Genomic DNA, 14,663 nt, shown 5'->3' with positions numbered 1-14,663 from the left:
GGGAAAAGCCCCTTTTGTGGCTTTTTTTGTTTTTGCGTAATATTTATTAATTTGCTGTAAAACAATTGATTAAGTGTGTGGTTTTGCCGTAAATTAATTCTATAAAAGGGTGTTGGTATTTGTGTAAAACTTAGATTTTTAAATATATTAGCAACGATAACCCATTAAATGATATTATTATGGCAAAAAAAGTACAAAAACCCCAGAAGTGTATTAATGTGGATGAAGCTAGAGAGCTTCATGATAACTGGTGTAAGAAAAGAGGAAAACGTCTACAAAAGAAATTAGGATTTGAAGATGCACGTGAATTTCATTGGTCGGTTGCTGAGTTAGAGGAATATTTAGCTTATGTAAAACAGGAATCAGAAGAACAAGGAATTAAAGATCCGGGAATTAGAGTGTATTTAGGTGCGTATTCGGAGTCCAAATGTAAAATGAAAAAGGGGTATTCTACTTTATTCTTTGCGGCAACGGGATCACGTCCCGGTGCATCTGGTAAAGATGGTGGTGATCCAGAAAATAATTATGATATTCCTGCTTTTAATAGAGGTGGTAGTGGTAACCCTCCCTTTGACTATTAAATCGTTATTTGGATGTACGATCTGGTTGTTACTACACAAATAATTATTAATGTCTTTGAAATATTAGGTGCAGTAATAGGAATTTTTTATTTAACAAAGTATCGTGATGATCAATTATCTCGGTACTTTGTGTATTATTTATGGTTTACTGTTTCCGTGGAATTAGTTTTTGGGTGGCTACCAGCTAGTATTTTTTATTTGGATTTTTTTTCTTTCTTAAGAGGGACATTATTTGAGGATAACATTTGGATTTATAATATATATCAGGTAATAAGTTATGGTTTTTATCTTTTTTACTTTTCATCGTTAATAGAGGATAAGAAGAATGCTAGGTATGCTGGTTTTTTATTTATTATTTATCTTTTCTTAGCTATTTTAAACTTGATTTTTTCAGGAATTTTTTTCGAGGCTATTTCATCTTTTACTGATATTTTGGGTACATTGTTATTATTGTTTTCTGTTATTTACTTTTATTTTCAATTATTAAAGAGTGATAAAATACTTAATTTTTATAAAAACATACCTTTTTATGTCTCCATTGGAGCATTGGTGTTTCATTTAGTAGTTAATCCTATTTTTATCTATGACACGTATTATAGTAATTCTAAAAGTGAGGAATTTGTTGAGATTCAAAGAATAATTTTGACATTAGCTAATATTTTTATGTATACTTGTTATATTCTAGGTTTCATTGTATGCTCGAAAAAGAACAAATCTTATTATTAGTTTATTTTACTGCTATTATCTTATTCTTTGTGATATTCGGTATTATATTTTTTGTTGCTTTTCAGCGAAGAAAGAATAAGCTGCTTCTTGAGAAATTCAAAGCAGAACAACGTTTCGAAGAAGAACTACAAAACTCCAAATTAGAAATCCAAGAACAAACACTAAAAAATGTAAGTTGGGAGTTGCACGATAATATTGGTCAGTTGTTATCTACTGCTGTTATGCAGATCAATATCCTAAGCTCTAACCTAGAGCCTAAAATCAAAGAATCTGTGCAAGATATAAGAGGTTTGGTAGGAGATAGTCTACAAGAAATAAGAAACCTATCAAAAACCTTAAATCATGAGGTTATCCAGAATATAGGGTTAGAAAAATCGATCCAAGTAGAATTGGACAGATTCAAAAAACTGAATTTTTTAACTCCCGAGTTAATTGTAGATGGAGAAGAAGTGCTTATCAATCCTAAAGATGAAATCATTATATATCGTATTGTTCAGGAATTTTTCTCTAACACTATTAAGCATGCAGAAGCATCACATCTTCTTGTAAAATTAAATTATACTCCTCAGGATTTGACCATTGTTATAAAAGATGATGGTGTGGGGTATAATATGGAATCAGTACAAGCCAACTCTGGATTACTAAATATGAAAAGTAGGGCGTCTCTTGTTAATGCAAGTTTAGATTGTTTTTCTGAGCCCGGTAAAGGAGTATTGCTTACCTTGCGATATCCATTTAAAGAAGAGGACAAAGTTTAATAAAACTTAAACGGAAATGAAGAAAAAAACGGTAGTTATTGTAGATGACCATCTTCTATTTGCACAATCACTAGAAAGTCTTATTACTAATCTAGAAGGGTATGAGGTGTTAGCTATTTTAAAAAACGGAAAAGAACTAACACAATATTATCTACATAAAAGAAAGAAACCCGAATTGATATTACTAGATGTAAAAATGCCGGTTATGGATGGTATCCAGACGATGCAATGGTTAAAAGAAAATCAACCGGAGCAGAAGGTGTTGGCATTGACGATGGAAGATGATGAGGAGACTATTATAAAAATGCTAAGAGCAGGAGCGAGAGGGTATTTATTAAAAGATATTCATCCCGAGAACTTCGAGTTTGCTATGAAAATGGTCATAGAGCAAGGGTTTTATTATTCCAGTAAAATAGAAACGGCGTTAAAATACTCTGAAAAAACGGATGCAGATATTGGTCAAAATCTAGCAGATAAGTTAACTGATAGAGAGTGGACTTTTTTAAAGTATGCATGCTCAGAATTAACATATAAAAGCATTGCTGGCGAAATGAATCTTAGTCCTAAAACAATTGAAAATTATAGGGAATCGGTATTTAAAAAACTTCAAGTTAAGACTCGAGTTGGTTTGGTTATATATTGTATGAAAAATAATTTATTTAAGTTGGATTAATATCTTCGTTTATTAAATACAATTTGTTTTTCAAAAATATATTTCGTTATATTTACAGCATAAATGAAAAAGAACAACACTAATATTATTAATATCATTATCAACGTCGTGATTATTTCACTGCGATGAGAAGGGTGTTTGTAATTTACAATATATTAAAAATCCCTTCTTAATTTAGAAGGGATTTTTTTTGAACCATATTTAAAAAGGAAAATGAAAATACAAATACAAAATATCATTATTGTCAATATTATTAGTATCGTGGTGATTATTTCATCAGGATGATAGGGATATTGATCTTACGTATTAAACAAAAATCCCTTTCGTTTCTGGAAGGGATTTTTTTTGCTAGAATCTATAATAAAATAAAAATTTAACAAATAGTGATTGTAAATAAAATGAATATAAACATCTGTATATCAATTGTTAAGACATGTTTAGTGGTAGTTGGATGTTGTAAGCTTATTGAATAAAATTCAACAGTTTAGTCATTACGAAATAATTTTATGCTAAGGTTTATTTGATTAAATATGAATTTGATAAAAAACCAGTTAAAATTTTAGATAATTATCAAAAAATTCACATTCAAAAAGGATGAGTATTAATAAATATAGTAAACAGGTAACACAGGACGATACACAACCAGCAGCGCAAGCAATGCTTCATGCAATTGGTTTGACTGATGAAGATTTTAACAAGCCTCTGGTGGGGATTGCAAGTACAGGTTATGAAGGTAATCCTTGTAATATGCATCTTAATGATTTGGCAAAATTAGTAAAGCAAGGAACAAAAGAAGAAGATGTTGTTGGTCTTATATTCAATACGATTGGTGTTAGTGATGGTATTTCTATGGGAACTCCCGGAATGCGTTTTTCGTTACCTTCTAGAGATGTAATTGCTGATTCTATGGAAACAGTTGTTCAAGCAATGTCTTATGATGGTATGGTCACTGTAGTAGGATGTGATAAAAATATGCCAGGTGCGTTGATGGCTATGATTCGATTAAACCGACCATCAATTTTAGTGTATGGAGGAACTATAGCTTCTGGATGTCACGAAGGAAAGAAACTGGATATTGTTTCGGCGTTTGAAGCTTGGGGAGAGAAGGTAGCTGGAACTATGGAGAATAGTGAATATAAAAGCGTAATTAAAAAAGCCGTTCCCGGAGCAGGTGCCTGTGGAGGAATGTATACAGCAAATACAATGGCTTCTGCAATCGAAGCCTTAGGAATGTCTTTGCCTTATAATTCTTCAAATCCAGCAATTAGTAAAAATAAAGAAGAAGAAAGTATCGCAGCAGGACGTGCGATGCGAACTCTTTTAGAAAAAGATATTAAGCCATTAGATATTGTAACCAAAAAATCCTTAGAAAATGCGATTCGTTTGGTAACTGTACTTGGAGGTTCTACGAATGCGGTATTACATTTTCTGGCAATAGCTAGGGCTGCAGATGTAGAGTTTACGTTAGCGGATTTTCAAAGAATAAGTGATGAAACTCCATTCTTAGCGGATTTAAAACCAAGTGGGAAATATTTGATGGAAGATGTGCATGCAGTAGGAGGTGTTCCTGCAGTACTTAAATATTTATTAAAGAAGGGGTTATTGCATGGAGATTGCCTAACAGTAACAGGAAAAACACTAGCCGAGAATTTATTAGATGTTCCAGATCTTACAGAGGGACAAGATGTAATAAAACCATTAGAAAATCCAATCAAACCAACAGGTCATTTAAGAATTATGTTTGGTAATCTGGCTGAAGATGGTTGTGTTGCTAAAATTACAGGAAAAGAAGGACTTCGTTTTCAAGGGAAAGCAAAAGTCTTTAATAGTGAATATGATGCTAATGATGGTATAAGAGATGGATTAGTAGAAAAAGGTAATGTAGTCGTCATACGGTACGAAGGTCCTAAAGGAGGTCCCGGAATGCCAGAAATGTTAAAACCTACAGCGGCAATTATGGGAGCGGGCCTTGGTAAAGATGTTGCATTAATTACTGACGGAAGATTCTCTGGCGGAACGCATGGATTTGTAGTAGGGCATATCACTCCAGAAGCACAAGAAGGTGGTTTGATTGCATTAGTAGAAGATGAAGATGTTATTACAATCGATGCAGAAACAAATTCTATTACAGTCGCTATAAAAGAGGAAGAAATTAAAAGAAGAAAAGCTTCTTGGGTTCAACCACCATTGAAATTCAAAAAAGGAGTTTTGTATAAATATGCCAATACAGTTTCATCTGCATCACGAGGATGTGTTACAGATGAGTTCTAAAGAACGTTTCAGCTTGACTGAAATATAAAAATATATAGCGTAATGGAAACACAAACGCAGACAATAGAAAAAGAAGCAAAAGAAACCACCGGTCCTATGACAGGTGCAGAAGCAGTAATACATTGTTTACTTGCAGAAGGTGTGGATTTAATTTATGGATATCCTGGAGGAGCAATTATGCCAGTTTATGATGAACTATATAAGTTTCAAGATAAACTTCATCATGTACTTACCAGACATGAACAAGGTGCGACTCATGCCGCTCAAGGATATGCTAGAACAAGTGGAAAAGTTGGAGTGGCGATAGCTACATCTGGTCCAGGAGCAACTAATTTTGTGACTGGTATAGCAGACGCTCAAATAGATTCTACACCGATGGTTTGTATCACTGGACAAGTGGGATCTCATTTATTAGGATCTGATGCCTTTCAGGAAACGGATATTATAGGAATTTCTACGCCAATTACTAAATGGAATCATCAGGTTACTAAAGCTGAAGATATTCCTTCTGTGTTAGCCAAAGCATTTTATATTGCGCGCTCAGGTCGTCCAGGACCTGTTCTGATCGATATAACTAAAGACGCTCAGTTTGGTCAACTTGATTTTAAGTATGAAAAGTGTAAAGGAGTACGAAGCTATAAACCGATTCCTGAAACAGATCCTGAAACATTAAGACAAGCTGCGGATTTAATTAATGAAGCAAAAAAACCGATGATTGTTTTTGGTCAAGGTGTAATTCTTGGTGAAGCAGAAGAGGAACTAAGAAGTTTTGTAGAAAAAGCAGGTATTCCTGCTGCTTGGACAATTTTGGGATTATCAGCATTACCAACTTCTCACGATTTAAATGTAGGTATGGTAGGGATGCATGGTAACTATGGACCTAACAAGCTTACTAATGAATGTGATTTGTTAATAGCTATAGGAATGCGTTTTGATGATCGTGTTACTGGTAATTTAGAAACCTATGCTAAACAGGCAAAGATTATTCATTTTGAAATAGATCCTGCAGAAGTTAATAAAAATGTAGAAGTAGATGTTGCTGTTATGGGTAATGTGAAGAATACGTTGTCGGATATTCTTGATTTAGTAAAGTCTAATACTCATAAAACTTGGTTACAAGAATTTAAAGACTTTGATACTATTGAATATGATAAAGTAATCAAAGAAGAATTATATCCTTCTAAGGATGGTCTTTCTATGGGAGAAGTACTTAGAGGAATTAATGAAGAAACTAAAGGAGATGCCGTGATCGTGTCTGATGTAGGACAGCATCAAATGATTGCTTGTCGATATGCAGAATTTGTAAGAACAAAAAGTAATGTAACTTCTGGAGGTTTAGGAACCATGGGATTTGCCTTGCCAGCAGCGATCGGAGCAAAAATGGGAGCTCCAGAACGAGAAGTTGTAGCCATCATAGGTGATGGTGGGTATCAAATGACCATACAAGAATTGGGAACTATTTTTCAAACAAAGGTTCCTGTAAAGATTGTGGTATTAAATAATGACTTTTTGGGAATGGTGCGTCAATGGCAACAATTGTTTTTTGACAAAAGGTATGCTTCCACGGAAATGGTGAATCCAGATTTTGTAACGATTGCAAAAGGGTATCATATTGATGCGAAAAGAGTTACTAAAAGAGAAGAGTTAGGAGATGCTATTAAAGAGATGATAGCTTCAAAAGAACCTTACTTTTTAGAAGTATGTGTAGAAAAGGAAAATAATGTATTTCCGATGATACCAACAGGAGCATCGGTTTCAGATATAAGATTGAGTTAGTTATGGAGAGAGAATGTTATACCATATCAGTATATACTGAGAATAATATAGGATTGCTAAATAGGATTTCTGCAATCTTTCTAAAGCGTCATATCAATTTAGATAGTATGACTGCTTCAGTCTCAGAAATTAAAGATGTTTTTCGGTTTACCATTGTTGTAAAAATAACAGAAGAACAGGTTAAGAAGTTAGTAGGTCAGATAGAAAAGCAAATAGAAGTTATCAAAGCTTTTTATCATAAAGATGATGAAACAATTTATCAGGAAACTGCGCTATTCAAAGTTGCTTCTAAATTGTTGTTTGAAGAACGACAGATACAGAATGTGATTAAAGAAAGTAATGCCAATATTGTAACTGTTACACCAGAGTTTTTTGTGTTAGAAAAAACAGGAAGACGCAAGGAAGTAGAAGAGTTATATGATAAGCTAGAGCCTTATGGGTTAATGCAATTTGTACGTTCTGGTAGAATTGCCGTGACAAAAGAAAAGATGCATATATCTAAAATAATCGAAAGCTTTGGAATAGAAGTAGCTTGATATTTACAAAAAGAAAAACAACTAGAAATCAAAATTAAATAGATTTCCGCAAAAGCGGAAGTAACCACAAATTAGAAGGAAATGGCAAATTATTTTAATACGCTATCATTAAGAGATCAATTAACACAATTAGGGAAATGTAGATTTATGGACTCTTCTGAATTTACGGATGGAGTCAATGCATTAAAAGGGAAAAAAATAGTAATTGTAGGTTGTGGAGCTCAAGGACTGAATCAAGGTCTTAATATGAGAGATTCTGGATTAGATATTTCATATACGCTTCGCGAAGCTGCAATCAAAGAACAGAGACAATCTTATAAGAATGCTACAGATAATGGTTTTGCTGTAGGAACTTATGAAGAATTAGTTCCTAATGCAGATGTAGTAATTAATCTAACACCAGATAAACAACATACTCAGGTAGTAAATACTGTAATGCCTTTAATGAAAAAAGGAGCGACATTGTCGTATTCTCATGGATTTAATATCGTAGAAGAAGGAATGCAAGTACGTGATGATCTTACGGTTATTATGGTAGCGCCTAAGTGTCCAGGTTCTGAAGTTAGAGAAGAGTATAAAAGAGGATTTGGAGTACCAACATTAATAGCAGTGCATCCTGAAAACGATCCGAAAGGTTTCGGGTTATCACAAGCAAAAGCTTATGCCGTAGGTACTGGTGGTGATAGAGCAGGTGTATTAGAATCTTCATTTGTAGCAGAAGTGAAATCTGATTTAATGGGAGAACAAACAATTCTTTGTGGTCTTTTGCAGACCGGTTCGATCCTTTGTTTTGATAAGATGGTAGAAAAAGGAATAGATGCAGGATATGCTTCAAAACTGATTCAATATGGATGGGAAACTATTACTGAAGGATTAAAGTATGGTGGAATTACGAATATGATGGATAGATTGTCTAATCCTTCTAAGATAAAAGCATTTGAATTGTCTGAAGAATTAAAAGAAATAATGCGTCCATTGTTCCAAAAGCATATGGATGATATTATAGGAGGGCATTTCTCTAAAACTATGATGGAGGATTGGGCAAATGATGATAAGAATCTATTGTCTTGGAGAGCGGCTACAGGAGAAACAGCTTTTGAAAAAACACCGGCAGGAGATGTAGAAATTTCTGAGCAAGAGTTTTATGATAATGGAGTGTTAATGGTAGCTATGGTAAGAGCAGGAGTAGAGCTTGCTTTTGAAGCAATGACTTCTTCTGGTATTATTGAAGAATCTGCTTACTATGAGTCTTTACACGAAACACCACTTATCGCAAATACAATCGCTCGTAAAAAATTATTCGAAATGAATAGAGTGATTTCTGATACAGCAGAATATGGTTGTTATTTATTTGATCATGCGTGTAAGCCTTTATTAGGAAACTTTATGAAGAAAATAGATACCGATGTAATCGGAAAAGCATTTGATCAAGGTAAGAACAATGGAGTAGATAACGCAAAGTTAATTGAAGTAAACGCTGCTTTAAGAAATCATCCAATAGAGGTGGTAGGAGCTAGATTGAGAGCTTCTATGACGGCTATGAAACGAGTAATTTAACAATAGTAGGTTATCCTAAATGATTGTTTACGAGTTCAATCTGTCAACTAAAACAATAGAAATAACAGATTAAACCAATAGTATAATAATTTATTTGTCTAGCTGGGTCTGTCGAAGTTTTTTGAGATGTGTATTGTGTAATCTTTGATGGACTCAGACTGGCAGATAAAATATGAGAATATAGAAAATGAATACAGAAGTGACGACATATTTCCCTCAATTAGAAGACATCAAAAAAGCATCTTCTAATATTAAAGAGGTTGCTATGGTTACACCTCTGATGAATAGCATTCGGTATTCACGTAAATACGATGCTAATATTTTATTAAAAAGAGAGGATTTACAACGTGTTAGATCCTATAAAATAAGAGGCGCTTTTAACAAAATTAGTTCTTTAACAAAAGAACAGTTAACTAAAGGAGTTGTGTGTGCTAGCGCTGGAAACCATGCACAAGGTGTTGCGTTTGCTTGCCATCATCTAGGAATACAAGGGACTATTTATATGCCATCTGTAACTCCTAAACAAAAAGTAGAACAAACTCAAATGTTTGGCGGATCAAAGGTGAAAATTGTTTTGGAAGGTGATACTTTTGATGATGCATCAAAAGCAGCAAAGAATGCTTGTATTGCAGAAGGAAAAACGTTTGTTCATCCATTTGATGATCCTAAGACAATAGAGGGGCAAGGAACTATTGGTTTAGAAATATTTGATCAAGTGGATCACCCTATTGATTATATATTCGTAGCTGTTGGTGGTGGTGGTCTCGCTTCCGGACTAAGTGGTGCTATGAAAGCATTATCTCCTAAAACAAAAATTATTGGTGTGGAGCCGCAAGGGGCGGCTTCTATGTTAACTTCTATAAAGGAAAATAAGAACACCGAAATTTTTGATATTGATAAATTCATTGATGGAGCAGCTGTACAAAAAGTCGGAGATCTTAACTTTGATATTTGTAAATCATATTTATCGGATATGATGACAGTTCCAGAGGGATTGGTATGTCAAACTATTTTAGACTTGTATAACAGAGATGCCATTGTAGTAGAACCTGCGGGAGCATTAACTTTAGCCGCTTTGGAATTCTATAAGGAAAAAATAGTAGGAAAAAATGTAGTTTGTATTGTTAGTGGAAGTAATAACGATATTACTCGGACAGCAGAAATTAAAGAAAGAGCCTTATTGTATGCTGATTTAAAACATTATTTTATCGTTCGTTTTCCTCAAAGAGCTGGAGCCTTAAAACAATTTGTAGGAGAAGTTTTAGGACCAAACGATGATATCACTCACTTTGAATATTCAAAGAAGTCAAGTAGAGAAAATGGTCCAGCCGTTGTCGGTATAGAACTCAAAGATAAAAAAGATCTAGAGCCTTTAATTTCCAGAATGAAGCAATATAGCTTTTTTGGTGATTACCTAAATGATAAACCAGACCTGTTTCAGTTTTTGGTATAATGAATCCAATTTATTTAAATAGGATTATTGTTCTAAAAGACCATCTGCAATCCAATCCTCTACAATATCAATAGTAGCTTGCGGCATTCTTCCTCCATTATCTGAAGGAGGCATTACATTAAAAGCATTGTTTGTAGTGATAAAACTAAATAGATTTCTGTCATTTACTGCATTCACTACTTCCTGAAAAGTTTCTAATGCCATTGGAGCAGAATTTTGTAACGGAGTTCCGTGACATTCTGTGCAGTTACTGTCAATAATTGCTTTTACATGACCAACATAAGTAGAAGTCTGACCCGGAATTGGATCTGGATCTATAGGTACTTCTGGCTCTGTAGTGCCATCATCGCTACTACTGCAACTAAATAATGTAAATACGAGTAATGTAACTAATAGTATTGGGGATTTCATAGGTATTATTTTTTTCTTCAATATAGCAAATATTCCAGGAATTAATAAGATTCCTGATTTTACAAGTATAACGCTAAGATTTTGGATAAATTATAGATCGATCTGAACATTATATTCTTTTAGTAGTTCTAAGTGATCTTCTAGTTGAAATTCTGAAGCTTTAAATCGATCTCTTCGTGATTTTGCATCTTCTTTACGAATAATGCTTCTTACAAAACGTCGCACTGCTGTTTCATTTTCTAAAATTAAACCAGGAACGGGTACACTACTTCCTTGGTCATTTTTAGCAACCATTGTAAAGTAACTAGAGTTACAGTGTTTTACTTTGCCAGTCATAATGTTTTCGGATTCTACTCTTACACCAACAACCATAGAAGTCTTCCCCACATTATTTACAGAGGCTTTCATAGTTACTAATTCCCCAACTTCTATTGGTTTTAAGAAATCAACTTTATCCACACTGGCGGTAACGCAGTATGTTTCGGAATGTTTAGATCCGCAAGCAAAAGCAATTTGATCCATTAGTGATAAGATATAGCCACCATGAATTTTACCACTGAAATTAGAATGGGAGGGAAGCATTAGTTCAGAAATGACAACTCTGGATTCTCTAGCGGTTTTAAATTTTTTCATTTCTGTTTTTTAATAAAGAGTTATTTTCGAGTATTATTTTCTAAAATGAGGCGATTCTTCTTCCTCTACATCAATTACAAAATACTTAGAATCTCCTAGCCAAGAAACGGTAGCAAAACGTTCTTTGTACTTTAGCTTTACATATCTTCCTTGATATTCTTCTAGTTTTTTAATGACTTGATCATTCCTGTCTTCCACAGAAAAACTAAATATTTGAGCTCCCGAAATCCCTTGACTGATCTCACCTTCCCAGGTTTTAAAAACAATACCTTTGTTACTAAATTTTATAAGTTCACCGCTACGTACACCTTCACTATACGTGGCAAAATATACAGAAGTATACCATAAGGTAAACAAAAGTACAATTCCTAAAATTATGAAAAACAGCGTTTTTTTCATCAAAAAATATTTACTAAAATTCTGGTGTTATAATTCTGATACTATCATCTGTTGATATATAAATAATATCATTTTCTCCAACCAACAGACCTCTAGGGTTATTAAATGTAGCTATAGTTGGAACACCATCCATAAAACCAATTTCTCCGGTACCTGCAAGTGTGCTTACGATACCTTCTGGGCTAAGCTGGCGTATTTTTTTATTACCAAAATCTACAACAATAATATTTCCTTCAGAATCAATATCTAAATCAAGTAGACCATCAAATTGAGCGATATCGCTTTCTCCATCAACATCACCATCAACTCCCGTACCTGCGATTGTAGATACCACTCTTTCTGGAGTTACTTGTCGTATCCTATTACCATCACCAAATATGAGATTACCGTCATTATCAAACTCCATTCCTGTAACAAAACCAATTTGAGCTACATCGGCAGGACCATCTATAGAACCTACCTCTCCGGTTCCTATAAAGGTACTAACGACATTGTCCGGCGTAATTTTTCGGATAGTAGCAGCTGAAAAATCACTTACATATAGGTTTCCAGAACTATCAATAGCAAGCCCAATAGGGGAAGAAAATTGAGCGATACTGCCAATTCCATTAACCAATCCGAATTCTCCAGTTCCTGCAATAGTTTCAACCGTTTGATTAGTGAGGTCTATTTTTCTAACATTGTTGTTATTGAAATCAACCAATACAAGATTCCCGTCAGGATCTATGATCATACTTCTCGGATTCGAAAAAGTAGCTTCAGCTAATGTGCCGTCAACTGATCCGGTAACTCCTGTCATTCCGGCAACGGTACTTACAATATTGTTGACATCAATTTTTCTAATTTTATTATTACCATAATCCGTTATATAAATAGCACCTTCATTATCTTCTGCAATGTTCCATAGAGAAGAAAAAGATGCTTCTGCGACAGGTCCATCTACATCACCAGATACTTCACTGCGTATTAGCGTGCTTACTTGTGCTGGTGTGATTATATATGTAAACTCTGGTCCTAAGGTTTCTTCTCCTTGCGTCACTACTTTGACGATTCCAGTTTGTGCGCCTCTTGGAACAATAGCCTTAATTTCTGTAGCTGTAATAGAGTTTATAATAGCTTCTGCATCATTAAAAAAAACAGAAGTAGCATTTTGATCGGTATCAAAGGCAATACCAGTAATTGTAACTTCGGTATCTCCTGGCCCACTTTCTGGAGCGATACCTTCTATAGAAGTAATAGCGGTAAACGTAAGATTGTCTGCATCTTTAGTGCAACTTGTAATTCCCAAAATTATTAAAAAAAGAACGGCGTAAATGCTGTTTTTTTTTGATACAAGTGTGAAACATATCATAAGCTAAGTTTTAAAATTACTACAAATATAGAGGTAAAATTTTTAGAAAGAATCATAAATCTTAGTAACGAATTCATCTATTTTATTGGGTTCTAACCATCTAGTTACAATAACAATATTTTGTTTTTGATCGACTACAATAAAATTACCCCCAAATCCCGCAGCATAAAATAGATGCTCCGGAAGCCCTTCCCAATGACGAGATCCTTTTTGGTTTAACCACCACATAAATCCATAATTCGAATTGGCTTTAGAAGATTTAGTAGCTTCTGTAATCCAATTTTCTGAAATCAATTGTTTGTTATTCCACTTCCCATTATTCATAAATAGTAGTCCGAAACGAGCGTGATCTTTAGTGTTGATAAATAAACCACCGCCAGAATGACCGCCACCACTTACGGATTGCATTTGGATACCATCAATAGTAACCCAAGAATTATCATATCCATACCATCTCCAAGTAGTCGAACCTCCAATAGGGTCCATTATTTTTTCCTTAAGAATTTGTGGTAAAGGCTTTCTCCAAATGTTTAGGAGTGAATAGGATAATACGTTTACTCTAACATCATTATATTCGAAAACACTACCTGGTTCTTGTAGTTTTCTGAACTTCCAATCATCGATGTCACCTGTTTTTGGAGGACGATCTGCCCAATCATAACCACCCCATAATTGTCCGGACCAATCAGATGATTGTGTAAGTAAATGTCTCCAGGTAATTTTTTTATTATGGTTACCATCATATGTGTTATCCCAAATATAGTTGTAGGCAAAATCATCTGCAGAACTAATTAACTTATTATCTAATGCTAAACCTGCGATGGTTGATAGGTAACTTTTAGTAACACTAAAAGTCATATCTACACGATCTATATCACCCCATTTAGCAATAATATATCCGTCTTTTAGAATTAAACCCGCTGGAGCACCTCTTTTTTTGGTAGGTCCCAAAATTTTATGATAGGGTTCTCCTTCAAAACCTTTTAGTATTGCTTGTCGTAGATCACTAGATCCGGAATATTCTTGATCCTTGGCATACTCAACAGCTTCGTTAAGCTTTGCAGAATCGATATTAAATTCCGTAGGACTCTTTTCATTCCAATTTCCTCGTTCTGGGAAATAGAGCTGTTGCGCAATACTTGTTTCGGTAAAAAGCCCAATAAATACTAAAAAAATGAGTGTGTGGATCGTTTTCATGAAGTTAATGATTTTGCTTTGATCACTTTTTTCATTAAAAGAAATACCCCAACAGCAAATAGTATACTTCCAATAACGGATACGATGCTAATAGCTGTTGTTATGTAGGAATAAATAGTACCTTCCCATTTTTGATAAAAAGCAAATTGTATAAATAGTATTCGCCCAATAACGATACATAAGAATATGATCACATTACCTGCTAAAATTAGAATACCGTCAATTTGAGATCCCATTTTTAGTAAATAATAGATGCTTATTATAATAAAGAATAATGTTGGAATTGCATATGCTAATCCAATGAATAATTGTATGATAATCTGAGTAATGTCTGCTTCCAT

15 protein-coding genes are annotated in these 14,663 nt (G+C 34.0%); 9 read left to right on the top strand and 6 right to left on the bottom strand.

The window, feature by feature from the left end; genetic code table 11:
- Window positions 1-179 precede the first annotated feature (179 nt).
- The 9 genes from D1815_RS08850 to ilvA all read left to right on the top strand — a co-directional run bounded on the left by D1815_RS08850 (window position 180) and on the right by ilvA (window position 10,331).
- Window positions 180-581, top strand: a complete 402-nt coding sequence (locus D1815_RS08850) for a hypothetical protein (protein WP_118386656.1) — start codon at window positions 180-182, stop codon at window positions 579-581.
- A gap of 12 nt (window positions 582-593) precedes the next feature.
- Window positions 594-1,307 (top strand): hypothetical protein, encoded by a 714-nt coding sequence (locus tag D1815_RS08845; protein WP_027393844.1) that lies wholly within the window; start codon window positions 594-596, stop codon window positions 1,305-1,307.
- Window positions 1,277-2,065, top strand: a complete 789-nt coding sequence (locus D1815_RS08840) for a sensor histidine kinase (RefSeq protein WP_118386655.1) — start codon at window positions 1,277-1,279, stop codon at window positions 2,063-2,065. The genes D1815_RS08845 and D1815_RS08840 overlap by 31 nt, the downstream gene beginning before the upstream one ends.
- 16 nt (window positions 2,066-2,081) lie before the next feature.
- Window positions 2,082-2,738, top strand: a complete 657-nt coding sequence (locus tag D1815_RS08835; RefSeq protein ID WP_027393842.1) for a response regulator transcription factor — start codon at window positions 2,082-2,084, stop codon at window positions 2,736-2,738.
- Between the two features lie 594 nt (window positions 2,739-3,332).
- Window positions 3,333-5,009, top strand: coding sequence for a dihydroxy-acid dehydratase (ilvD, locus tag D1815_RS08830; RefSeq protein WP_118386654.1), 1,677 nt, complete (start codon window positions 3,333-3,335; stop codon window positions 5,007-5,009).
- Window positions 5,010-5,051: 42 nt separating this feature from the next.
- On the top strand, window positions 5,052-6,785 hold the full coding sequence (ilvB, locus tag D1815_RS08825; protein WP_118386653.1) for a biosynthetic-type acetolactate synthase large subunit: 1,734 nt from the start codon (window positions 5,052-5,054) through the stop codon (window positions 6,783-6,785).
- Window positions 6,786-6,787: 2 nt separating this feature from the next.
- Entirely contained in the window at window positions 6,788-7,321 is a 534-nt protein-coding gene (gene ilvN / locus D1815_RS08820) for an acetolactate synthase small subunit (RefSeq protein WP_027393839.1), read from the top strand.
- Window positions 7,322-7,402: 81 nt separating this feature from the next.
- Window positions 7,403-8,878: a ketol-acid reductoisomerase gene (ilvC, locus tag D1815_RS08815; protein WP_118386652.1), complete on the top strand. Its 1,476-nt coding sequence runs from the start codon at window positions 7,403-7,405 to the stop codon at window positions 8,876-8,878.
- Between the two features lie 187 nt (window positions 8,879-9,065).
- On the top strand, window positions 9,066-10,331 hold the full coding sequence (gene ilvA, locus D1815_RS08810) for a threonine ammonia-lyase IlvA (RefSeq protein WP_118386651.1): 1,266 nt from the start codon (window positions 9,066-9,068) through the stop codon (window positions 10,329-10,331).
- 24 nt (window positions 10,332-10,355) lie between these two features.
- On the opposite strand, the gene D1815_RS08805 is transcribed toward ilvA, so the two are convergent.
- The 6 genes from D1815_RS08805 to D1815_RS08780 all read right to left on the bottom strand — a co-directional run bounded on the left by D1815_RS08805 (window position 10,356) and on the right by D1815_RS08780 (window position 14,663).
- Entirely contained in the window at window positions 10,356-10,742 is a 387-nt protein-coding gene (locus D1815_RS08805) for a hypothetical protein (RefSeq protein WP_027393836.1), read from the bottom strand.
- A 90-nt stretch (window positions 10,743-10,832) separates the two neighbouring features.
- Window positions 10,833-11,375, bottom strand: a complete 543-nt coding sequence (locus D1815_RS08800) for an acyl-CoA thioesterase (RefSeq protein WP_118386650.1) — start codon at window positions 11,373-11,375, stop codon at window positions 10,833-10,835.
- A gap of 33 nt (window positions 11,376-11,408) precedes the next feature.
- Window positions 11,409-11,774, bottom strand: a complete 366-nt coding sequence (locus D1815_RS08795; RefSeq protein WP_027393834.1) for a hypothetical protein — start codon at window positions 11,772-11,774, stop codon at window positions 11,409-11,411.
- 13 nt (window positions 11,775-11,787) lie between these two features.
- Complete coding sequence (locus D1815_RS08790) at window positions 11,788-13,125, bottom strand: IPT/TIG domain-containing protein (RefSeq protein WP_035085736.1); 1,338 nt, start codon at window positions 13,123-13,125, stop codon at window positions 11,788-11,790.
- Window positions 13,126-13,167: 42 nt separating this feature from the next.
- Complete coding sequence (locus D1815_RS08785) at window positions 13,168-14,322, bottom strand: serine hydrolase (RefSeq protein ID WP_118386649.1); 1,155 nt, start codon at window positions 14,320-14,322, stop codon at window positions 13,168-13,170.
- Window positions 14,319-14,663 (bottom strand): hypothetical protein, encoded by a 345-nt coding sequence (locus D1815_RS08780; protein WP_027393831.1) that lies wholly within the window; start codon window positions 14,661-14,663, stop codon window positions 14,319-14,321. The genes D1815_RS08785 and D1815_RS08780 overlap by 4 nt, the downstream gene beginning before the upstream one ends.

This window comes from Aquimarina sp. AD1 (assembly GCF_003443695.1).
Taxonomy (GTDB): Bacteria; Bacteroidota; Bacteroidia; order Flavobacteriales; family Flavobacteriaceae; genus Aquimarina; species Aquimarina latercula.
Note: the sequence above shows the minus strand (reverse complement) of the source record. Positions and strands in the feature narration are given on the sequence as shown.